Below are 21727 nucleotides of genomic sequence, written 5' to 3' on the forward strand. Positions count from 1 at the left end.
TTAAAAACCACGAATACTCACAATACTATTAGAATCAGTATCGACTAAAATATAGTCATTGTTGATTTTGTACCATTGCTGATTACGGTCTGGTTTTGGCAAGTTACTATCTTTATAGTCAACTTTATAGCCATTGCCACGATAGTGCTGTGGCATAACATAACCAGGCTGCCAGCGATGCTGTTTAAGCCGTTCAAAACCACGTTCTTCACGCATACGGCGCTCGTCACGGACACGATCTTCATCATGATCACGTCCAAATCCTGGCCCACGATCATTCCATTCACCGCGTGGTCCTCCACCTTTAGGACCTTTGGGGCCATGGCCTCGGTCAAAAGGAGGATCAGCAAAGCTCGCCATACTTGTGGTGAGTACGGCTATGGAAAGGGTTAAGATTGTGAACAACTTTTTCATGATGCATCCTCGTTTACATCTGATGTCTCTCATGTTGAATACTCTACGCGCAAAATGCAGAGAAACTGTGAAGATCATTTAATGGTTCAATTAAAATTACGGATAGATCAAGAGTTTTTATCAATCATAAAAAAGGCTTGAATATATCTTTTCAGGTATAGGCAAGCCAGATTTCATGATCGGCTGTAATTTTCTTTAGCTTTTCATCTTTAACTTTTAATCCTGTGCATCAATACTTTGACCATTGAGCGCCAAGCTATCTTCACCCATTAAATAGAGATAAGCAGGCAAGATCGACTCTGGTGTAGGTAGTGTTTTCGGATCTTCTTGTGGATAGGCTTTAGCACGCATTGCAGTACGCGTTGCACCTGGATTAATGCAGTTAAAACGGATATTAGGATAAGTATGTTCCGCCGCAAAAATTTTGCTCACCGCTTCAATTGCAATTTTTGAGACAGAATATGCACCCCATAGTGCACGTGCTTCACGGCCTACACCCGAACTGGTAAATACAACAGAGGCATTTTCTGATTTTTGCAAAAGTGGTAGTAATGCTTGAGTTAAAGCAAAAGGCGCGCGCAGGTTAACAGCCATGACATCATCCCAAGTTTCGGTTGGATAATGTGCTAGCTCTACGCGTTCACCTAAAATACCTGCATTATGCAAAATACCATCTAGGCGTCCAAACTGCTTTTCGAGCGTATCGACTAAAAAGTCATAATCACGGTCAGAAGCACTCGAAAGTTGTAATGGCAAAATTGCTGGTTGCGGTGCACCCAGACTTTCAATTTCATCATAAATAACTTCAAGTTTATTTAAGGTTCTACCATGCAGTACAACAGTTGCACCATGTAGGGCATAAGTCAGAGCGGCAGCTCGCCCAATGCCATCGCCAGCACCGGTGATTAAAATAATTCGATCTTTGAGTAGATCCGGACGAGGTTGGTATTCTGAATATTTCATTGGTAAACCTCCTTCTTTTTATATTGATAAAACAAAGAACTGTTAAAAAAAGCCTATAAAACTCTTATGTTAACTTATCATACGCTGATTTTCCTGTAGAGCAGGAAGCTTTTGACGTAACATATGGTGTAATTCTGTCACCGTATTTACAATCGAATCGGCCTGCCATGCAGCGAGATCATCCCGATGTTCGATTGGTAAATAGCCATATGCAGCCAAAATAGTATACATATCGGCATTGCGACCAGCATCAATATCACGTGGATGGTCACCCACATAAATAATTTCATTTGCTGGGATATTTAACTGTTTAGCCGCCAAATACATTGGTTCTGGATCTGGCTTGGTTTTACTGACATCTTCAGGACACACCAAAACCGCACAGCGTTCGGTCAGATTTAACTTTTCTAAAAGAGATTCACTTAATCCGCGTGGTTTATTGGTCACAATACCCCACGGAATTTGCTGAGCTTCTAACTCTTCTAAAAGTGGATACATGCCTTCAAATAGGTCTGTATCAACCACAATATTATTGCCGTAAATATCTAAAAAGTTTTGACGATGTGCCAAGAAAATTGGATTGGCCACATCCAGCTCTGGATAGACCAGTTTAACCATCGCACGTGCACCTTCAGAAACCTGAGTGCGAATGAGGTCTGCATCAACAATTGGGCGTCTTTCATCACGGCACATTTGCTGAATAATACGAATGAAGTCGGCAGCTGTATCGATAAGAGTACCGTCTAAATCAAATAAAACAGCTTTCATCATGCACCTGTATTTATCGTGTGAACCATATAATTAACGTCAACATTTGGCGCTAACCAGTAATGCTTGGTCAGTGGGTTGTAGTGCAGTCCTGTCATTTCTTTTAGAGTAAGACCTGCATTACGAATATCATGTGCCATTTCAGATGGTCGAATAAATTTATGATAATCATGTGTACCTTTTGGCAACATGCGTAGTACGTATTCTGCGCCAATAATGGCAAATAAATAAGATTTTGGGTTACGGTTAATGGTTGAGAAGAATACATGGCCACCCGGTTTAACCAAAGCCTGACAAGCTCTTACAATAGATGCTGGATCTGGAACGTGTTCCATCATTTCCATGCAAGTGACCACATCATATTGACCTGCTTGTTCTTGTGCTAATTCTTCTACAGGAATTTGACGATATTCAATATTTTGAACATTGTCTTGTTGAGCATGCAAACGGCCAACAGCTAGCGGTGCTTCTCCCATATCAATACCAAGTACATCTGCTCCACGACGTGCCATGCTCTCTGCCAAAATACCGCCACCACAACCGACATCAAGTACTTTTTTACCAGCAAGGCCGCCTACACGTTCATCAATCCAGTTTAAACGTATTGGATTAATTTGATGAAGTGGGCGAAATTCAGAATGTTGATCCCACCATTTGGCAGCAAGTGCTTCAAACTTTGCGATTTCTTGTAAATCAACATTCAATTGCGACATGGTGCTACCTCTAAACTTGGGTTATCTTTTTGGATATAGTTCGCCGTTAGTGTAGCGATTATTGGGAAAAAAGCGATAAACCCAATAAAAAACTTCACAGAAGCAAAACGAATTTAGCATATTTGTTTTATATTTAGAGCATAAGCTAATGCATAACAACTTAGAGGAAAAGCTGTAGCAATGAAAAAATTGGTTTTGGGTGGTTTAAGCGCAGCAATTATGGCCGTATCGGGTAGTGCAATGGCAGCAGATTTTGTTGCTGGTAAAGACTACACCGTGATTGCCAATCCAGGCAAAGTGGAAGTTCCGGGGAAAATCGAAGTTCGAGAGTTCTTTTGGTATGGATGTCCACACTGTTTTAAACTTGAACCGCATATGCAAACGTGGTTAAAACAGATTCCTAACGATGTGCGTTTTGTACGTACACCAGCTGCTATGAACAAAGTATGGGAACAAGGGGCGCGTACCTATTATACATCTGAGGCATTAGGTGTACGTAAACGCACGCATTTACCATTGTTCCATGCGATTCAGGTGAATGGTCAGCAAATTTTTGATCAGGCTTCTGCTGCGAAGTTCTTTACTCGTTATGGCGTGCCTGAACAGAAGTTTAATAGCACTTACAACTCATTTGCTGTGACTGCAAAAGTTGCCGAGTCAAATAAACTTGCTCAACAGTACCAATTAACAGGTGTTCCTGCAGTTGTCGTTAATGGTAAATATGTTGTACAGGGTGAAGATGGTAAAGTTACTCAAGTTCTTAATTATTTAATTGAGAAAGAACGTAAAGCAAAATAAGTTGTTTAGGCTTTACTTCAAAAATGGGCTTCATATGAAGCCCATTTTTATATTTAGTTAATTATCACGAAATATTTCAATTAATTTTGCTTATTTTCATCTTCAATTTGAAAATTTAAAACATCAAAATTAACAGTTTGAGTTGGCAGCGATAATGCCTGATTAATATATAAATTAATTAATTTCTGGCGAGAACCAATAGAACGCTGATAATACGTAGAATTTAAAAGCAGTGATGCTCCATAAGTCAGTGACCAGATATAAGACAAATAATCACGAATCGACATATCATAATTTAATGATTTCAAATAATTTTCTGTAATATCTTTAATTGCTAAAATACGTTGTTGGCGGATTTCATAAAGCTCTTCGAAAAGATGCTTCAACTTAGACTCTGTCATTGTCAGATTTTCTTCAAGTTGATGCAATAAAATGGTTTTTCCTGGCGTAAGCAAATGGTGAAGCATGTAATGAGGGGCATACTCTTTGAAATCTGTATTATATTTTTTAGAAATTTCTAAAATTTGCTTTTCATTTTGAATAATGAGCTCAAGTAGAAGCTCATTTTTGCTTCTAAAGTGCTTATAAAGTGTGCCTTTAGCAATATCTAGCTCGGCCACTAACTCATCTAGAGTAATTTCCTGATTGTTTTCTAGTAACAACTTTTCTGCCACGCTCAGAATTTTTTCTTTGCGCATCAAAAACTGTGTATGACGATCAAGATTCATAGGTATTCCCACACCAGTTTGGCCTAACTAATAATTTACTTCCTGTAAAAAGAAAAAGACTTTTCTCGAAATTTTTAGCCTTTTTCTTTCTCTCTTTACGTATTACCACATAACCTGTTTTTTGTCATTTGCCGCTTCTACCGTTCCCAGTTTGCAATCCCTCTAAAGAGTAAGCGAACTTGTGTAGAAGCATTTTCAATAAAGGCAGCTTGTTGCAGCTTGAGCTGTTCACCTTGATATTGTTTCGATAGGTTGAGCCACGTCATTGCCCATGTAAATGACATATTGGTCAAAATGGTAGATAAGACATTTAAGTCTTGAGGCTCTTGAATATGTTTAAAATTTTCGAGTTTAGTGAGATCAGTTGTTAGATCTTCAATTAGAAATTCGATTTCTCGTGCAATGGCTGCACGAACCGTTTCTGAACCGCCCCAACGCTCGGAAATCATAAATTGCCACTGCTTAGGGCTATGATTTACCGCCTGAACAAATAGCTCAATGCTGGTCTGAGTTTTGGTCGATTTATGTTGTAAATAACTTTGACCTAATTGATGCAAAACACTTTTTAAATGTAGGGCAACTTGGTCAACCAACTCTTTACCGAGTTCATCCATGTCTTGAAAATGACGATAGAACGCTGTCGGTACTAAACCAACTTCACGTGCAACTTCACGCAAACTGATACTACTGAACGAGCGCCCAGACGTGCTCAGATGCAAGGCTGCATCTAGAAGTGCTTGACGACTTTGCTGTTTTCGTTCATCCCGTATCGACATTAAAAGAACCTATTTAAACCGTGAGCCAGAGTCTAACAAAAAAGAGCAAACTTTCATAAAAAAAATAGTGAACAAGTGTTGACTGAGTGAACAGTTATAAATATAGTGTACATATGTTCACTATACGAACATGTGTTCACTCAAATAAATAGCCAGATACAAAAGAGGAACGTATGAACGCAACACTTAGTTATCAGCCACATTTGGTCCGAGAAGATTTCGTTGATTTTGTTTTGCAGAAAATTAACGTGACTTGGGCTTGGAAAAGGGTACTTGCAGAAGTTACTACTGTTCAGTCTCTACATACTGATATGGTGCTTATCAAGCTTAAACCGAATCGTAATTTTAAGTTTGATCAGGTACGCGCAGGGCAAAGTATTCTATTAACGCTACTGATAGATGGAGTTTACCAACAGCGTAGTTATTCAATTATTGAAGTAACTCCTCAAGGTGAAATCTCTTTAGGTATTAAAGTACAAGGCTTGGTGTCTAGTGCAGCTCAACGATTACATGTTGGAGAGTGCATTGAGATTTCACAGCCACAGGGTGATTTTACTTTGCACCAAGGCCAGCAACCCGCGATTTTAATTGCGTCAGGTAGTGGTATTACTGCAATTTATTCACTTTTGCAGGAAGCGTTGAAACAGCAGCTTGAACAGATTCATGTTATTTATTTTAATCGTGCTGAAATTTTTCATGCTGAATTAAAAGCTTTGGCAGAAAAGCATCCAGAGCTTCAATATCATTTTTTTAATACCGCTGAGCAAAAGCAGCATTTAACTGAAGACTTATTGCAAAAGTTGGTTCCTGATTACGTACAAACAGCGACGTATCTGTGCGGACACCACGGCATGATGCAACAGGCAAATGAAATCTATGCACAGCAAGGTGCTCAGTCGCAGTTGCATCAAGAATATTTCCAGCCGCCTCAGGTCACTGGAACACAAACTGCGCAACCTATTATTTTTCGCCGTGCCCAGCAAGAGTTCTTGGCTGAAACGAATTTACTGAGCAGTGCAGAGCAAGCAGGTCTACGTCCGCAACATGGTTGTCGAATGGGTGTTTGTAATAAATGTAGCTGTACCAAAGTCAGCGGAGTCACTCAAAATCTGTTAACAGGTGAAATTGAAGACCAACCGAACCGTCCAATTAAACTATGCGTGAGCCAGGCATTAAGCCCAGTCACGATTGATCTATAAAAAGAATTAAAGAGGATTAACCTTATGAATATGGCATTAGAATTTTCTACAGTATCAAAGTCTGCACATTTAACACCTGAACAGACTGAAGAATTTGGCCGTCGTGTTGAACAGATTCGCCAAGAGGTTATGCAAAGTCTGGGTGAGCAAGACGCAAAATATATATACAAAGTACGTAATTTTGTCCGCTACACCGAAATTGCTTCTCGTGGCATGTTGATGTTTGGTGGCTGGATTCCACCTGTATGGTTATTGGGCACAGGTTTACTGGGGATTTCTAAAATTGTAGAAAACATGGAACTTGGCCATAACGTTATGCACGGTCAGTTTGACTGGTTAAATGAACCCAGCCTGAATGGTAATACTTATGACTGGGATACTATTGCATCGGGTGATGATTGGCGTGAAACACATAACTATGTGCACCACACCTATACCAATATTGTCGGTAAAGACCATGATGTCGGTTATGGTCTTTTGCGTGTAAGTGATCAGCAGAAGTGGGAACCTCGTCACCTGTTTAATATTCCACTCGGTCTACAGTTAATGTTTTTCTTTGAGTGGTATGTCGGCGTGCAAAACCTACATCTTGAAGATGCGTTAGTTTATAAAACCAAGAGCTGGAAACAGGTTTGGAAAGATGCTTCTAAATTCCGCAAAAAAGCGACCCGTCAAGTTTTAAAAGATTATGTATTTTTCCCTATTATCTCTGGTCCTATGTTCTTACCAGTTTTTGCAGGAAATGTAGTTGCTAATATTATTCGTAACTTGTGGTCATCTGCTGTGATTTTTAATGGTCACTTTACTGAAGATGCAGAAACTTTTGAACCTGATAATACGGATACAGAAACCAAGGCAGAGTGGTATTTACGTCAAATTCGTGGTTCAAGTAATTTTAGTGGTACAGAAGGAATGCACTTTATGAGTGGTAACCTGAGCCATCAAATTGAGCATCATTTATTTCCAGATATGCCGGCTAACCGCTATAAAGATGTAGCTCCTAAAATCAAGGCACTCTGCGCAGAATATGGTATTAACTACAATGAAGCGAGCTTTATGCGTCAATTCTGGAGTGTGTGGGTGCGTTTAGCGAAGTGTTCGCTACCAAACCAGACCACTGGAAAAGTACTGCAAACACTGCAAAAGTTAAAAACCAAATTAAAAGTTGCCTAGTTTAAGGCATTTCAAATAGCTCCTTTTAAGGGGCTATTTTTATTTTTGTGTCATGAAAAGTGCCGACTTACATTTGAAAGTAGGGAATAAACTCAACCTGTCAAAATCCTTTGCTATACTATGCCCAAGTTTGTATTTAAGAGAAGTTAGGAAGGATTATGCGTATTGACCAACGTGCATTAGACCAATTACGTGAAGTGAAAATTACACGAAACTACACCCGTTATGCTGAAGGTTCTGTGCTGGTCGAATTTGGTCACACCAAAGTCCTTTGTACTGCAAGTATCGATAATTCAGTTCCACGGTTTTTAAAAGGGAAAGGACAGGGCTGGGTCACTGCTGAATATGGCATGTTACCGCGTTCAACACACTCACGTTGTGATCGTGAAGCAGCGCGTGGTAAACAGTCGGGCCGCACACAGGAAATCCAGCGCCTGATTGGTCGTAGCTTACGTGCTATGGTCGATTTGAAGAAGCTTGGAGAAAACACAATTACCATCGACTGTGATGTGATTCAGGCAGATGGTGGTACACGTACGGCTTCAATCACTGGCGCGGCTGTAGCGTTAGTTGATGCGATGAATGTTTTGTTATCTCAAAAGAAAATTAAGCATGATCCGCTTAAAGGGTTAGTTGCTGCAATTTCTGTAGGTATGTATCAAGACGAAGTATTGCTTGATCTTTGCTATGAAGAAGATTCGAACTGTCAAACTGACTTAAATGTCGTAATGACACAAGCAGGCGAATTTATTGAAATTCAAGGTACTGCCGAAGATAAACCATTTACTCGTGCACAAAGCAATGACATGTTAGAAATGGCTGAAAAAGGGATTGCAGAGCTCATTAAAAAGCAACAAGAAGCTTTAGGCTGGTAATTTTACCCTTTCTAAAAAACGCATCTTCGGATGCGTTTTTTTATGTATTCATCAAATCGACATAAAAACATCACTTGCCTGTCACTTTTTCACTTTATTAGTAGTTCGCATTTAAACCGTTTGGAAAAAACCAATGCGAAAACTTTCACTTCTATTAATTACTTCTTTAGCACTTTTACTGAGTGCTTGTAACGATGATAACGACCTAGATAATTCATCGCCAACAACACCGCCAACCAGTAATTGCAAAATGCACTGCGCACCATAATAAGAACTTAGGATAGAACTAATGAATCGTCGCGAATTTCTTTTAAATTCTACAAAAACCATGTTTGGGACCGCTGCTTTGGCAAGTTTCCCATTGAGTATTCAAAAAGCGCTGGCTATTGATGCCAAAGTTGAAAGTGGAACTATTCAAGATGTTAAGCACATCGTGATTTTGACTCAGGAAAACCGCTCATTCGATAATTATTTCGGAACACTAAAAGGCGTGCGTGGGTTCGGTGACCGCTTTACTATTCCAATGACGGAAAGTCGAAAGGTTTGGGAGCAATATGATGCCAAGAAAAATAAAGTATTGCCGTACCATCTCGATAGTCGTTTAGGAAATGCTCAGCGTGTTTCAGGAACTCCTCACTCATGGTCTGATGGCCAAGCAGCTTGGGACAATGGTCGCATGAGCGACTGGGTGGCTTATAAAAAACCGCAGTCGATGGGTTACTATAAAAAACAGGAAGTCGAATATCAGTTTGCTTTAGCCAATGCTTTTACAATTTGTGATGCTTACCACTGTGCCATGCATGCGGGAACTAACCCGAACCGTAAATTTATCTGGACCGGAACGAATGGCCCTACAGGTGCAGGTGTTGCCAGTGTGGTAAATGAATTTGATGGGATTGGGCCATCAACAGAAGGTTATGAATGGGCGACGTATCCTGAGCGCTTACAGCAGGCTGGCGTAACATGGAAAGTTTATCAAAACATGCCGGATAACTTTACTGATAACCCTTTAGCTGGTTTCAAACAATATCGCCGTGCAAATGAACAATCGGGTCAGCCTGTCAGTAACGACACGCCAACATGCCCTGCATACGATGAAAAGATTGATGCGACTCAACCACTTTATAAAGGTATTGCTAACACTATGCCGGATGGTGGTTTTTTGGGAACCTTTAAAAATGATATTGCACAAGGTAAATTGCCGCAAGTGAGTTGGTTAGTCGCTCCTGCAACTTACAGTGAACATCCGGGACCATCTAGTCCTGTGCAGGGGGCTTGGTATATTCAGGAAGTATTAAATGCATTAACTGAAAATCCTGAACTGTGGAACCAAACCGTTTTATTGGTGAACTTTGATGAGAATGATGGTTTCTTCGACCATGTTCCTTCACCGAGTGCGCCGTCTAAAGATATAAACGGTGTCGTATATGGAAAAACGACTTTAACTGATCAGCAAATATCTTATGAGTACTTTAATCATCCAGCAGTAGCGACTTCAAAATCTCAACCTAAGCCAGATGGTCGAGTGTATGGGCCAGGTGTGCGTGTTCCAATGTATGTGATTTCACCGTGGAGCCGAGGGGGATGGGTGAATTCACAAGTGTTTGATCATACGTCTATTTTACAGTTCTTAGAAAAACGCTTTGGTGTGCAAGAGCCAAATATTAGCCCATATCGCCGTGCCGTATGTGGTGACTTAACGACGGCTTTTAACTTCAAAACACCAAACCTCATGCCTATAGCCCAATTAGATGGGAAGAAAACAAAAGCTGAAGCCGATGCGATTCGTGTTGCTCAAGCCTTATTGCCACAAGTTCCTGTTCCGAGTCAGCAACAATTTCCTCAGCAGGAAATGGGAATTCGACCATCGCGCGCTTTGCCATATATCTTACACACCAGTGCCAAAGTCGATGCAGCACAAAAGACTGTAAAGCTGATGTTCTCAAACACTGGTAAGCAGGCAGCCGTTTTTCATGTGTATAACCGATTAGATCTTACGGTAGCTCCACGTCGCTATATGGTTGAGGCGGGTAAACAGCTTGATGATGTGTGGAATACTATAAATGGACAGTACGATTTATGGGTACTTGGTCCAAATGGTTTCCACCGCGCGTTTGAAGGTAATCTGATCCAAGCCAATCAAACTCAAGCATTACCAGAAATTAGAGTGTGTGTGGAAGAGTGTGACGCGAATTTGTATTTAAAAGTTCGTCACGATGGTAATAAGTCAGTCAAGCTCACAGTCAAAGCAAATGCTTATCTTCTAAATAAGACATGGACTATAGAAACGAATAGTTCTGAAAAAGAATTAGTTTGGGATATGTCTGAATTTGGAGGTTGGTACGACTTCACTGTGACTTTAGCTGATGATGCTACTTTCAGCCGCCGTTTTGCAGGACGTATTGAAACCCAAGAAGATTCAATTTCTGATCCATATATGGGGTATTTAGAGTCTTAAGTTGCTGTAATGCATGAATGTTAAGATGAAGTCTTAGGTCGATCATTATTTTAAATTAGTTAGCACGACGGAGTCTTATCATTTATTCATCCAGTGGAAGTAGCTAATTCGTTACTTTGGTTTCGCCCAAAGTAACCAAATGCATTTGTCATCTACAAAACCTGTTCTCTTTCTGCATATATCTGATTTATTGCAAAAACAATATATTTATAAATTTTGGGCAGGTTGTAGATGACATCTCGCACAATCTAATGTTGGGAAATATAAATGAAGAGAGTTAATAACTTGTCGTATAGATGAATAATAAAAATAAAGGCTTACCTTTTGTAACAGAATCTCCTAAGCGTGGTCATATTTATCTTTTATCTTGAAACCCTGATTTTTTAAAGTAATGGGGAAAATTTATGCTACAAGGTTTTATTGTATTATTAGCAGTAGTTACATTTGTTTTAATGGCTGCCGATCCACGTGATAGTAGGGCACAAGCGACTCAGTCAGCATGGCAAAAAACACAAGCGGCAGACATGACCAAGTCGCAAAAAAATACCAATAATGATGCAGATTTTATCTAAGCATTAAAACGCATTGATAAATCCACAGCTCTAACATCTTTAGTCAGAACGCCCATAGAAATATAGTCAACGCCAGTGGTGGCAACTTCACGCAAGTTTTCAATCGTGATATTGCCAGATGCTTCGAGTTTACAACGGCCTGCAACATGTTTTACAGCATCAATCATTTGCTGTTGACTGAAGTTGTCGAGCATAACAATGTCTGCACCAGCTTCAAGCGCTTGATTTAGCTCATCCCAAGTTTCAACTTCGACTTCAACAGGTTTACCCGGTGCAATTTGATGGGCTTTTTCAATTGCCTGAGCAATACCACCTGCCGCCATAATATGATTTTCTTTAATTAAAAATGCATCAAATAGACCGAGACGATGGTTCTGTCCACCACCAATAGCTACAGCATATTTCTGTGCAATACGTAAGCCTGGTAAGGTTTTACGCGTATCGAGAAGTTTTGTATTTAAACCTTCAAGATGTTGAACATATTCAGCAGTTTTTGTTGCAACAGCAGACAAAGTTTGAATAAAGTTTAAAGCAGGGCGCTCTACAGTAAGTAAGCTACGTGCAGAGCCTGCAAGTTTTAAAAAGGCTTCATTTGCGGCAACACGGTCACCTTCTTGTTTTAACCAAGTTACCTGTACAGTATTGTCATAAGCTGAGATGAGTGCATTTACCCAAGGCTGGCCAGCTAAAACCATATCTTCACGGCTAATAATGGTCGCGGTTGCCTGCTCATCTTCAGGTGTAAGCATCGCGGTAATGTCACCGTCCCCAATATCTTCTTGTAATGCTTGTTGAATATTGATTTGAATTGATTGTTCAAGCAAAGACTGAGGTATGCTCATACGGTTTCCATTTTGTAGATGACCCTAAAACTTGCGATATATTAGCACCGTCGACTTTAAAAATAAGCTGTTTTATGAGATTAATCGCGATAAACAATCGTATTTACTGCTTTGAAAAGTAGATAACTGCTTTAAACTAAAACAATTGGCAAGCAATTTATTGGCATCTCAATGAAGCAAATCACACCGTATGAAGTTATAGATGGACAATTAAAAGGGGCGAGACAAATCCCTTCTCCAAATTTTAACCAGCGGCCGACTGGTACCGAAATTCAAATGATCGTTGTTCATAATATTAGCTTGCCACCGTCTCAATTCGGAGGTGGATATATTGAGCAGTTTTTTCAAAATAAATTAGATTGGTCAGTGCATCCTTATTTTCAGACCATTGAAGGCATGCAAGTTTCTACACATCTGTTAATTTTACGAACAGGTGAAGTCCTACAGTTTGTTAATTTTAATGATCGGGCATGGCATGCAGGACGTTCGAGCTATTTAGCCAAAGTAGAATGCAATGATTATTCAATTGGGATAGAGCTTGAAGGAAGTGATGATTTACCTTTTGACGAAGTACAATACGAAGTATTAACCGATGTGGTTAAGGCTATTCGTCAGGCTTATCCCGAAATTAAAAACCATATAGCAGGGCATTCAGACATTGCACCCGGCCGAAAAACTGATCCGGGACCTTATTTTAAATGGCAGCACTTTAGACAACTGTTAGTTCAGAAAAAAAGTTGAGTTCATTCATCATTTCACAACGAAAAGATTTTCTAGTTTCATTACAATAGCGTCTTTCGAATATAGCTGTAGGTGAGTACGATGGCATTGTGGCGATCGACTTTTATTGTCAGTGCAATGACGATGTTGTCACGAGTGTTAGGGCTCGTACGTGACGTCGTATTGCTCAACGTGTTTGGTGCGGGTAAAGATTTTGATACCTTCGTCGTCGCTTTTCGTATTCCCAACTTCTTTCGACGATTGTTTGCCGAAGGCGCCTTTTCTCAGGCCTTTATTCCAGTATTAACTGAATATAAAACAGGTCGAGCACACGCTGAAGTACAGATCTTGATTAGTCGGGTATTTGGTTGCTTACTAACAGTCATGACCTTACTGACTTTTGTGGCTATGGTTTTAGCACCTGCGATCATTTATATGTACGCACCGGGTTTCCATAGTGATCCTGAAAAGTTCGATTTAGCCGTCAGCATGTTCCGGTTAACCATCCCTTATTTATTATTTATGTCACTGACTGCTTTTGCTAGCAGTATTTTAAATAGTTATGGTTCGTTTGCTTCACCAGCTTTTTCACCAGTTTTACTGAATGTCGCGATGATTGCAGGTGCATGGTGGCTTACGCCGTATATGGCTGAACCCATCAAAGCCTTAGGTTGGTCGGTGGTCGTGGCAGGGATATTACAGTTAGCTATACAAATTCCTGAATTGTGGCGTAAAAACCTACTGATTCCACCTAAAGTTGATTTTAAACATGAAGGTGTAGAGCGTATTCTAAAATTAATGCTTCCAGCATTATTTGGGGTATCTGTTACTCAGATTAACCTGTTATTAAATACGATTTGGGCCTCTTTCATGCAAGATGGTTCTGTGTCTTGGCTCTATAGTGCAGAGCGTATGACTGAGTTGCCGTTAGGTTTAATTGGCGTTGCGATTGGTACAGTGATTTTACCTTCACTTTCTGCCCGTCATGCAGAACAAGATCAAGTAAAGTTCCGCGGTATGATCGACTGGGCTGCAAAAATTATTGTATTAGTTGGCTTACCAGCAAGTATTGCCTTATTTATGCTTTCTACACCGATTATTCAGGCATTATTCCAACGTGGTGAGTTTGACCTCCATGATACACAAATGACAGCGCTTGCATTGCAATGTATGAGTGCAGGCGTGATTTCATTTATGCTGATTAAAGTCTTTGCACCAGGTTTTTATGCGCAGCAGGATACCAAAACACCCGTACGTGTCGGTTTAATGTCAGTCGCAGCGAATGCTATTTTAAACGTTGTATTTATTGGTTTCTTTAAGCTGATTGATTGGCAGGCAGAGCATATGGCACTTGCATTGGCATCTTCAGGTTCAGCTTTAGTGAATGCGGGTCTACTCTACTTCTATTTACACAAACGTAATATTTTCCGATTTGATTCGCATTGGAAAAAATTAGGGCTCCAATATGGTTTGGCAAACCTTGCTATGATTGCAGCACTGTGGTTTGCATTAAATTGGTATAACGGCGAGCTTTCACAGTGGTTGCGTATTGCCGAAGTAGTGGGATTGTGTGTTGTCGGCGTAGTTGCTTATCTGGTCGTTTTAATCATCACCGGTTTTCGTCCTAAAGACTTAAAACACTAAAATAAAAAAGCGATCTTAAATGATCGCTTTTTTTATATCTAATAAATTTATTTTGGTAAAACTTGTAGTAATTCAATATCAAAAATTAAAGTACTATTTGGACCAATCGTGTCACCAGCACCGACTTCACCATAAGCAAGATTGGCAGGAATAAAGAAACGGGTTTTTCCGCCTTCTTTCATGGTTTGTAGACCTTCTGTCCAACCTGCAATGACTTGGCTGAGCTGAAACTCAACTGGATGATTACGAGCAATAGAACTATCAAATACGGTTCCATCTAGTAAACGACCTTCATAATTCACTTTAACGCGAGAGGTAGCTTTCGGTTTTTGTCCACTACCTTCTTTTAACACTTGGTATTGGAGACCAGATTTAGTCGTCATCACACCAGATTTTTTTGCATTGTCAGTAAGAAATGCTGCGCCTGCTTGAGCGTTTAGTTGACCAGTTTTTTGAAATTCGACGAGTTGTTTGGCTTCTAATGTTTTCTTATAGTCATTAATCGCTTTTGCCATTTCTTCATCAGTTAAGCGTGCTGTTTTACTTTGAGCGCCTTCTTGGAGACCTTGGTAAAAAATATCAAGATTCAAATCTGTTAGTGCATCCGTATTATTACGACCCATTAAATAGCCATAACTATAACTAAATTGTTCTTTTGCTGGACTTTTATTCGTTATAGGAGTTGCAGCAAAAATAGATAAACTCATTGTTGATGCTGCAATCATTAAACCGATTTTTTTCATGCTGTTTTCCAAAAAAAAAGGAGAGTAGTGTTCTACTCTCCTGAATGTTTTTATTTCACTGAAATAAGTTCTACATCAAAAATCAGTGTACTGTTTGCTGGAATGCCAGGAACTTCCTGAGGACCGTAGGCAAGATTTGATGGAATGAAGAAAGTCGCTTTACCGCCTTCTTTCATTAATTGAAGTCCCTCAGTCCAGCCTGGAATTACTTGATTAAGAGGGAACTCAACTGGCTCACCGCGTTTATAAGAACTATCAAAAACCTGACCGTTAATTAAACGACCTTCATAATGTACTTTAACAACTGACTGAGCTGTTGGCTGTTTGCCAGTACCTTCTTTAGTAATGATATATTGCAAACCAGAAGCGGTTGTTTTTACGCCAGCTTTTGATTTATTTTCTGTAAGGAACTGCGCATCTGCAGATTCAGGAGTAGCACCAGCAGCTTGCTCCAGTTTATTTTGTTGTTGCATTTTTTGCTGCAATTCTTTTTCATAAGCTGCTACAGCAACTTTTAACTCTTCTTGAGTATAAGCACTTGGCTGCTTGCTGCGAGCATCATGAATGCCTTTCACAAATGCTTTTGTATCTAGCTCAGGTGGAGTTTGCTGAGCAACTTCATATCCAAGAACATAACTGATTTTTTCAATTGGAGAGGCATTCTTATTTGCCTTGCTTCCGACTTCTGTGGTCGGATGTTGGCTTGCATAATATACTGGTACAAGTGCAGCACCGCCTAAAACTACAGCGACAGCAATGGGTAAGGCTTTACTCATAAAAGGTTCCAAAAATAATCATTTGAGTCTAAAAGGCTGCTTTTGATCTTAGCATGCTTAAGCATAGAATGTTTAAGAAAAAAAACGAGTGGTTTTTTATATATTTTAGTTAGTTTTAGTAGGGATATACTTAAAAAAATCTTAAATAAAAAAACCGGATCATTTGATCCGGTTCTCTTATCACTTTACGATTAATCTTCTTTTTGTGCTTTATAAGCATAGGCATAGTTATAACCATAACCGTAGCCTGCGCTAGCACGTTGAATGTCATTGAGAATAAAGCCATTGACTTTAACACCCGCTTGTTCAAAGCGATTAAGTGTTAATTCAAGCTCTTTCATTTGTGATTTAGCATAACGGGCAACAATTAAATTCACACCAGTATATTGCGAAATAATAATACCATCAGTTACTGCCAACACTGGCGGAGTATCAATAATGATATGGTCATATTGACTTTGTAGCTGTTCAAGTAGCTCTTTAAATTGGTTGGAACTTAAAATTTCTGATGGATTTGTTGGACTCTTACCACGAGTAATCACATCAAGGTTAGCAACTTGAGTCTTGTGCAGAACTTTTTGTAGATCAGTTTGTCCGCTTAACAATTCAGAAAGACCTGGCTTTACATCAACATCAAAATACTTATGCATATAACCACGACGCATATCTGCATCAATCAATAGTACTCGTTTATCACCTTGCGCAAAAATTGTTGCAAGGTTGGTCGAAATAAATGATTTACCTACTTCTGGTGAAGGACCTGCGATCATAATGATGTTATTTTTCGCACTCGCTAATGCGAAGTGAATCGCAGTACGGATACTACGTAAGCTCTCAATTGCAATATCATCACTATTTTTAACTGCAAGAATAGGAATACTCTTCTTCTTCTTTAAAATTTTGATGCGACTTTCTTGAATTGGAGAGCGTGGAACTGTTGCATAAACTGGTAAATCCAGTTCACTTTCAATTTGTCCAGAATCCTTGATGCCTGTGCGTAACATATTACGTAATAAAGCAACTAGGGTTCCAATAAACCCACCCAAAAATAATGACAAAATTAAAATTTGGAACTTTTTAGGCTTAATTGGTTCAATTGGTTCAATTGCAGTGTCTACAATACGAACATTACCAATTTCACCTGCTTTTGCAATACGAAGTTGCTGGTAAGAGTTCAACAAAGCTGTGTAGAGTTGAGTTTTAACCTCTACTTCACGATACAACTGTAAGTACTGGCGTTGTACGTCTGGAAGTTGCTTTAAAGTACTGTTAAGTTCACCAATTTGCTTATTAATAGCAGTAATTTGGCCATTAATTTCACGCATTGCTGGGTGTTCAGCAGTATATTTTGCTGCCATTTCAGCTTGCTTTTGTTCGAGCTCGGCTTTTTTAGTTTCTAAAGTAATACTCTGAGTTAAATAAAGTTCAGACTCTTTGGTGACATCAACAGTGTTGTATTGTTGACGGAATTTATTAAATTGACGTTCTGCATCATCTAGTTGCTTTTTCAAATCTGGAAGTTGTTCATCTAAGAACTTTAATGTTTGCGCAGATTCTGCCGAACGACGTTCAATATTTTGAGCACTATATGTTGCTAAAATAGCATTAAGTACTTTAGTGATCTGCTCTTTATCTTGACCTTGATAATTTAAACCTAATACACCAGTGAGCTTACCACGTTCTGCAACTGAATAATTTGAGCTAATAGCATTTACAGCGGCAGGTACTGATAGATTGGTAATATTATATGTGGCATCAAACTGATCATTCGTGAAGAGAGCAATTTTCCAAGTACCATGTGGCCCTGTAACTTGGTTTAACTTATTAAGAGGAATATTTATTATAACTTCTTCGGTTGTTGGATCGGTTAAACGCAACGATTGTTTGTCGAAGTTAAGATGTAATGTTTTATCTAAGTAATAAGCTGGAATTTCAAATTGACGAATTTCAAAACTTTTTAATCCGTCTTTAAATACAACAGAGTTTTTATTATATTCAGTTTTATATTCAGTATTACTTAATAAGCGATGAGTAAAAGTATTCTCTGTACTAGAAACTCGGATATTGAGGTGTAAATCTCTAATAACTGAGCCTAAAACTAAACGAGATTTTAAAATTTCAATCTCAGCTTGAGCTGGTGATTTTTGCTCAATCATTTGTGATAGATCACCTAAGAGTGCAGCAGAAGCACCTTTACTGTCTTCAACCTGAACCAAAGCATCTACCGAATAGGTATCTGGTGTTACGCGTAAATAGAGTAGAGCACATACAAGGCTCAAAATGATGCAGAGTGCAATTAATTTCCACTGGGCAATCAGTGAGAAAAACAATTCTTTTAAATCAATTGAATCTTCAGTTTTAGTATTTTGGTTCATAAGCTTAAAATCTTGGCGTTAAATATACGGTTTCCAGTCAGCAATACACTGTTGAATAAGTTGGCAAGTTTCATCAAAAATAGCTTGATCGTGCTGGTAAGGGTCAGGCACATTTCTATTTTGCCAATGACCTAAGCGATAGGTTTTACCCTTTGCAAATGGCCAGGTTTGCTCAATATGTTTTTGCTGGTTTTGACTCATGACTAAAATCAGGTCAGCTTTTTTAATATGCTCAGCATTTAGCTTACGGGCTACATGTGGTTGCAGATCAATGCCTAAATGTTGCATACAAAGTTGAGCTTTTTCATCAGCTTGATGCCCTATAAGTCCAGAAATACCTGCTGACTCGATATTTAATTGAGGATATTGCTGTTTTAAGAAATACTCTGCCATAGGGCTTCGGCAAATATTTCCGATACAAACCACCAAAATATTCTTAAATTGCATAATATTATTGTCCCAAACGGTCTATGTTATATAACGCACTTGAGAATGGAATAATTTGATTGACCACACGTTGCCAGCGAGTCAAGCCAGTCGCATCCACATAGATAATATCATTGCTACGTAGTTTAAATTGATTCGCTAAACCAAAGTCACCAATGCTCATCAAGTTTAAATGATAAAGTTCAGTTGATCGATCATTTGGATTGGTACGTAGCACATAGATTTTGCTAGCGCTAGCAGATAAAGGATTTAAGCCTAAACTTTCACCTAAAGCATCACTTAAAGTCATACCTTGATCACGCATTGGTAAAGCCTGGTTTTTACCTGCTTCACCCATCACATAAATTTTCTGGTTTTCACGTGTGCTGACATAAAGCGTATCGTTTGGTTGAACCAATAATTTATGTAATGAATAACCTGCTTTTTCTAGATCGATTGTATTTAGATTATAAGTTTGGCCATTTCGAATGAGTTGGATATAAGTATTATCACCTTTATCTGTAACTCCTCCAGCAAGGCCTAAAGCAGTATACACACTAACTGGTTGATCACTTAAATAGAACTGACCGCCCTTAAGTACGCTACCCTGCACGGAAAAACGCTGACCCTCGTATGAAAGAACACGAACAACAACGTCAGGATTTTTTAAGAAACGAGCTAGTTGACTGTGTAGCTCACGGTTGACTTGAGCTAGTGTTTTACCAGAAGCTTTATAGCGACCTACTAATGGAAACTGAATGTAACCACTTTGGTCAATTGGGTAACCATTAGCCTGGATTGATTGTTCATTACTAATACTGTTTACTGGTGGCGTAATTTCAGGGTAAGCCCACAACTGAATAGAAAGAACATCACCTGGGCTTAAGCGGTAAATAGGTTGTTGATTTTTAAATAAAGCTGCATAGTCACGTTGATAGTCAACTTGAGCAGGTTGTATCGCTGGTAATGTTTCTTGAGAAATTTTAACTACATTAACGGTAGTTCCAAGGTCTGTTCTATAAACGCCTTCATTAGGAATATCGTAAGTTTGTAAACCGGAAGTAACTGCACAACTGGCAGCACTTAAACTCAAGGCAAGAACAGAAAAAAACTGGCAATACTTCACACGCAACCCTTTGTGTATTTATCTTTAATTGATATTGTCCACTGCATAGTAACAAGTGTCTATTAAACGCAGGCTGAACTGATTCTAGCTGAAAAGAAATGAAAAAACATCGAAAAATCGTAGAGCTTTGTATGTTTAGTTTATCTGATCCACCTATTTAGACAGTAGTCATTCATCAGAAATATTAAAAACGTATGATTTTAGCTAAACTGATAAATTCTACTTATAAGTGCTGTAAACACATTTATACAATTGGTATGCGGTGCTAACTTAAAATCTGATATAGTACGCTGCATTGTAAGTGCCAAAAGCATGATTTATTAGATATAAACTCTAAGGAAAAAGGCTCGTTTATATGCAAATTGCCAATTTAAAAATAGCAATTATTGGGTTGGGCTATGTAGGCTTGCCATTGGCAGTTGAGTTTGGGAAAAAAGTACCTGTAGTTGGTTTTGATATTTATCAGAAACGTATTGATGAGCTCAAAAGTGGTAAAGATCATACCTTAGAAGTATCAACACAAGAATTACAACAGGCGGTGCAATTAAGTTATACCGCTGAACTAAAGGACTTAAAAGACAGCAATTTTTTTATTGTAACGGTCCCAACACCAATTGATGACTTTAAACAACCAGATCTCACGCCATTAATTAAAGCATCGACCAGTATTGGTCAAGTGCTTAAAAAGGGTGATGTAGTAGTATATGAGTCTACTGTCTACCCCGGCGCAACAGAAGAGGTATGTATTCCTGTTTTGGAAAAGGTTTCAGGTTTAAAATTTAATCAAGACTTTTTCGCAGGCTATAGTCCTGAGCGAATTAACCCAGGTGATAAACTTCACCGAGTAACTAATATTTTAAAAATTACCTCAGGTTCTACACCTAAGATCGCTAATTATGTCGATGATGTCTACAATCTTATAATTGAGGCGGGCACTCATAAGGCGCCGAATATAAAAGTGGCTGAAGCGGCAAAGGTCATTGAAAATACCCAGCGCGATGTCAATATTGCCTTAATTAATGAATTAGCACTTATTTTTAACAAACTTGGTATTGATACAGAAGATGTGCTTAAAGCAGCTGGAACGAAATGGAACTTTTTACCATTCCGTCCTGGGCTAGTAGGTGGGCACTGTATTGGTGTAGATCCATATTATTTAACCCATAAAGCTCAATCTATTGGGTTGCATCCAGAAATTATTTTAGCAGCTCGTCGTTTAAATGACCGTATGGGTGAGCATGTGGCAACACAGCTCATTAAGGAAATGGTGAAGCAGCGAATACAAGTTGTTGGTGCTCGTATTTTAGTGATGGGACTGAGTTTTAAAGAAAACTGTCCAGATATTCGTAATACAAAAATTGTCGACTTTATTAAAGCTCTGAAAGAATATGATCTAGACTTAGATATATATGATCCATGGGTTGATGATACAGAAGTACAACACGAATATGGCCTAGCGCCAATTAAAGAATTACAACAAGGCTTGTATGATGCGATCGTCATTGCGGTAGCACATAACCAGTTTAAATCCATGAGTGTTGAGGAGTTCCATGCTTTAGGTAAAGAAAAGCATGTGCTTTATGATTTGAAATATGTTTTGGATAAAGAAAGTTCAAATATTAGACTTTGATTAGGGTT

General features: G+C 38.9%; 22 protein-coding genes. 10 read left to right on the plus strand and 12 right to left on the minus strand.

The annotated features are described in order from the left end of the window. The 4 genes from ACS604_RS15175 to ubiG all read right to left on the minus strand — a co-directional run bounded on the left by ACS604_RS15175 (position 1) and on the right by ubiG (position 2858). Positions 1-414, minus strand: coding sequence for an RcnB family protein (locus ACS604_RS15175; RefSeq protein WP_004795500.1), 414 nt, complete (start codon positions 412-414; stop codon positions 1-3). Positions 415-630: 216 nt separating this feature from the next. Beyond that, the gene (locus ACS604_RS15180) at positions 631-1377 is read right to left on the minus strand and encodes a YciK family oxidoreductase (RefSeq protein WP_004795498.1); all 747 of its coding nucleotides are present in this window, start codon (positions 1375-1377) and stop codon (positions 631-633) included. 69 nt (positions 1378-1446) lie between these two features. Further along, positions 1447-2148, minus strand: a complete 702-nt coding sequence (locus ACS604_RS15185) for an HAD family hydrolase (protein ID WP_151743739.1) — start codon at positions 2146-2148, stop codon at positions 1447-1449. Further along, entirely contained in the window at positions 2145-2858 is a 714-nt protein-coding gene (ubiG, locus tag ACS604_RS15190; RefSeq protein ID WP_474772132.1) for a bifunctional 2-polyprenyl-6-hydroxyphenol methylase/3-demethylubiquinol 3-O-methyltransferase UbiG, read from the minus strand. The genes ACS604_RS15185 and ubiG overlap by 4 nt, the downstream gene beginning before the upstream one ends. 180 nt (positions 2859-3038) lie before the next feature. Between ubiG and ACS604_RS15195 the strand changes: the two genes are divergently transcribed. Continuing rightward, positions 3039-3656 carry a thiol:disulfide interchange protein DsbA/DsbL gene (locus ACS604_RS15195; RefSeq protein ID WP_049838330.1) on the plus strand — a complete coding sequence of 206 codons (618 nt, stop codon included), beginning with the start codon at positions 3039-3041 and terminating at the stop codon, positions 3654-3656. Positions 3657-3736: 80 nt separating this feature from the next. Here the strand turns inward: ACS604_RS15195 and ACS604_RS15200 are convergent, their stop codons facing one another. Continuing rightward, positions 3737-4384 carry a TetR/AcrR family transcriptional regulator gene (locus ACS604_RS15200; protein WP_005308928.1) on the minus strand — a complete coding sequence of 216 codons (648 nt, stop codon included), beginning with the start codon at positions 4382-4384 and terminating at the stop codon, positions 3737-3739. Positions 4385-4521: 137 nt separating this feature from the next. Then, positions 4522-5160: a TetR family transcriptional regulator gene (locus ACS604_RS15205; protein WP_004795491.1), complete on the minus strand. Its 639-nt coding sequence runs from the start codon at positions 5158-5160 to the stop codon at positions 4522-4524. Between the two features lie 173 nt (positions 5161-5333). Here ACS604_RS15205 and ACS604_RS15210 point away from each other — a divergent pair, with 173 nt between their 5' ends. The 6 genes from ACS604_RS15210 (at position 5334) to ACS604_RS15235 (ending at position 11437) form a co-directional block, all read left to right on the plus strand. Beyond that, positions 5334-6359, plus strand: a complete 1026-nt coding sequence (locus tag ACS604_RS15210) for a ferredoxin reductase (protein ID WP_174758668.1) — start codon at positions 5334-5336, stop codon at positions 6357-6359. Positions 6360-6389: 30 nt separating this feature from the next. Continuing rightward, the gene (locus tag ACS604_RS15215) at positions 6390-7532 is read left to right on the plus strand and encodes a fatty acid desaturase family protein (protein ID WP_174758670.1); all 1143 of its coding nucleotides are present in this window, start codon (positions 6390-6392) and stop codon (positions 7530-7532) included. A gap of 158 nt (positions 7533-7690) precedes the next feature. Next, positions 7691-8407: a ribonuclease PH gene (gene rph / locus ACS604_RS15220; RefSeq protein WP_004795487.1), complete on the plus strand. Its 717-nt coding sequence runs from the start codon at positions 7691-7693 to the stop codon at positions 8405-8407. Positions 8408-8540: 133 nt separating this feature from the next. Continuing rightward, positions 8541-8675, plus strand: coding sequence for a hypothetical protein (locus tag ACS604_RS15225; protein ID WP_289845471.1), 135 nt, complete (start codon positions 8541-8543; stop codon positions 8673-8675). 21 nt (positions 8676-8696) lie between these two features. Beyond that, complete coding sequence (locus tag ACS604_RS15230; RefSeq protein WP_474772133.1) at positions 8697-10865, plus strand: phosphocholine-specific phospholipase C; 2169 nt, start codon at positions 8697-8699, stop codon at positions 10863-10865. 404 nt (positions 10866-11269) lie between these two features. Next, on the plus strand, positions 11270-11437 hold the full coding sequence (locus tag ACS604_RS15235) for an ABZJ_00068 family colistin stress protein (RefSeq protein WP_353155526.1): 168 nt from the start codon (positions 11270-11272) through the stop codon (positions 11435-11437). Here the strand turns inward: ACS604_RS15235 and nadC are convergent. After that, the gene (gene nadC, locus ACS604_RS15240) at positions 11434-12279 is read right to left on the minus strand and encodes a carboxylating nicotinate-nucleotide diphosphorylase (protein WP_016139677.1); all 846 of its coding nucleotides are present in this window, start codon (positions 12277-12279) and stop codon (positions 11434-11436) included. The genes ACS604_RS15235 and nadC overlap by 4 nt on opposite strands. Before the next feature lie 171 nt (positions 12280-12450). On the opposite strand from nadC, the gene ampD reads away from it, so the two are divergent. Beyond that, positions 12451-13020 (plus strand): 1,6-anhydro-N-acetylmuramyl-L-alanine amidase AmpD, encoded by a 570-nt coding sequence (gene ampD / locus ACS604_RS15245; RefSeq protein WP_004795479.1) that lies wholly within the window; start codon positions 12451-12453, stop codon positions 13018-13020. A 72-nt stretch (positions 13021-13092) separates the two neighbouring features. Further along, on the plus strand, positions 13093-14643 hold the full coding sequence (gene murJ / locus ACS604_RS15250) for a murein biosynthesis integral membrane protein MurJ (RefSeq protein ID WP_474772134.1): 1551 nt from the start codon (positions 13093-13095) through the stop codon (positions 14641-14643). 47 nt (positions 14644-14690) lie between these two features. Here murJ and ACS604_RS15255 read toward each other — a convergent pair whose 3' ends face one another. The 5 genes from ACS604_RS15255 to ACS604_RS15275 all read right to left on the minus strand — a co-directional run bounded on the left by ACS604_RS15255 (position 14691) and on the right by ACS604_RS15275 (position 20089). Beyond that, positions 14691-15386 carry a BamJ family beta-barrel-assembly machinery protein gene (locus ACS604_RS15255; RefSeq protein ID WP_474772135.1) on the minus strand — a complete coding sequence of 232 codons (696 nt, stop codon included), beginning with the start codon at positions 15384-15386 and terminating at the stop codon, positions 14691-14693. A gap of 50 nt (positions 15387-15436) precedes the next feature. Continuing rightward, positions 15437-16162 carry a BamJ family beta-barrel-assembly machinery protein gene (locus ACS604_RS15260; RefSeq protein ID WP_474772136.1) on the minus strand — a complete coding sequence of 242 codons (726 nt, stop codon included), beginning with the start codon at positions 16160-16162 and terminating at the stop codon, positions 15437-15439. A gap of 191 nt (positions 16163-16353) precedes the next feature. Beyond that, positions 16354-18537: a polysaccharide biosynthesis tyrosine autokinase gene (locus tag ACS604_RS15265; RefSeq protein ID WP_474772137.1), complete on the minus strand. Its 2184-nt coding sequence runs from the start codon at positions 18535-18537 to the stop codon at positions 16354-16356. 18 nt (positions 18538-18555) lie between these two features. After that, complete coding sequence (locus tag ACS604_RS15270) at positions 18556-18984, minus strand: low molecular weight protein-tyrosine-phosphatase (RefSeq protein WP_474772138.1); 429 nt, start codon at positions 18982-18984, stop codon at positions 18556-18558. Positions 18985-18988: 4 nt separating this feature from the next. Next, a complete protein-coding gene (locus ACS604_RS15275) occupies positions 18989-20089 on the minus strand; it encodes a polysaccharide biosynthesis/export family protein (RefSeq protein ID WP_416718162.1) in 1101 nt (366 codons plus the stop codon). A gap of 355 nt (positions 20090-20444) precedes the next feature. Here ACS604_RS15275 and tviB point away from each other — a divergent pair, with 355 nt between their 5' ends. Beyond that, positions 20445-21719, plus strand: coding sequence for a Vi polysaccharide biosynthesis UDP-N-acetylglucosamine C-6 dehydrogenase TviB (tviB, locus tag ACS604_RS15280; protein ID WP_474772140.1), 1275 nt, complete (start codon positions 20445-20447; stop codon positions 21717-21719). Positions 21720-21727: the final 8 nt, after the last annotated feature.

Source organism: Acinetobacter sp. Li1LvA2, from assembly GCF_056156705.1.

Bases quoted from the DNA above. Each gene is read 5' to 3' on its own strand.
- ACS604_RS15210 (WP_174758668.1), top strand. From the start codon at position 5,334: ATGAACGCAACACTTAGTTATCAGCCACATTTGGTCCGAGAAGATTTC.
- ACS604_RS15195 (WP_049838330.1), top strand. From the start codon at position 3,039: ATGAAAAAATTGGTTTTGGGTGGTTTAAGCGCAGCAATTATGGCCGTA.
- ACS604_RS15235 (WP_353155526.1), top strand. From the start codon at position 11,270: ATGCTACAAGGTTTTATTGTATTATTAGCAGTAGTTACATTTGTTTTA.
- ACS604_RS15265 (WP_474772137.1), bottom strand. From the start codon at position 18,537: ATGAACCAAAATACTAAAACTGAAGATTCAATTGATTTAAAAGAATTG.
- rph (WP_004795487.1), top strand. From the start codon at position 7,691: ATGCGTATTGACCAACGTGCATTAGACCAATTACGTGAAGTGAAAATT.
- ACS604_RS15270 (WP_474772138.1), bottom strand. From the start codon at position 18,984: ATGCAATTTAAGAATATTTTGGTGGTTTGTATCGGAAATATTTGCCGA.
- ACS604_RS15260 (WP_474772136.1), bottom strand. From the start codon at position 16,162: ATGAGTAAAGCCTTACCCATTGCTGTCGCTGTAGTTTTAGGCGGTGCT.
- ACS604_RS15225 (WP_289845471.1), top strand. From the start codon at position 8,541: ATGCGAAAACTTTCACTTCTATTAATTACTTCTTTAGCACTTTTACTG.
- ubiG (WP_474772132.1), bottom strand. From the start codon at position 2,858: ATGTCGCAATTGAATGTTGATTTACAAGAAATCGCAAAGTTTGAAGCA.
- ampD (WP_004795479.1), top strand. From the start codon at position 12,451: ATGAAGCAAATCACACCGTATGAAGTTATAGATGGACAATTAAAAGGG.
- nadC (WP_016139677.1), bottom strand. From the start codon at position 12,279: ATGAGCATACCTCAGTCTTTGCTTGAACAATCAATTCAAATCAATATT.
- ACS604_RS15230 (WP_474772133.1), top strand. From the start codon at position 8,697: ATGAATCGTCGCGAATTTCTTTTAAATTCTACAAAAACCATGTTTGGG.
- ACS604_RS15205 (WP_004795491.1), bottom strand. From the start codon at position 5,160: ATGTCGATACGGGATGAACGAAAACAGCAAAGTCGTCAAGCACTTCTA.
- tviB (WP_474772140.1), top strand. From the start codon at position 20,445: ATGCAAATTGCCAATTTAAAAATAGCAATTATTGGGTTGGGCTATGTA.
- ACS604_RS15215 (WP_174758670.1), top strand. From the start codon at position 6,390: ATGGCATTAGAATTTTCTACAGTATCAAAGTCTGCACATTTAACACCT.
- ACS604_RS15255 (WP_474772135.1), bottom strand. From the start codon at position 15,386: ATGAAAAAAATCGGTTTAATGATTGCAGCATCAACAATGAGTTTATCT.
- ACS604_RS15200 (WP_005308928.1), bottom strand. From the start codon at position 4,384: ATGAATCTTGATCGTCATACACAGTTTTTGATGCGCAAAGAAAAAATT.
- ACS604_RS15185 (WP_151743739.1), bottom strand. From the start codon at position 2,148: ATGATGAAAGCTGTTTTATTTGATTTAGACGGTACTCTTATCGATACA.
- ACS604_RS15175 (WP_004795500.1), bottom strand. From the start codon at position 414: ATGAAAAAGTTGTTCACAATCTTAACCCTTTCCATAGCCGTACTCACC.
- ACS604_RS15180 (WP_004795498.1), bottom strand. From the start codon at position 1,377: ATGAAATATTCAGAATACCAACCTCGTCCGGATCTACTCAAAGATCGA.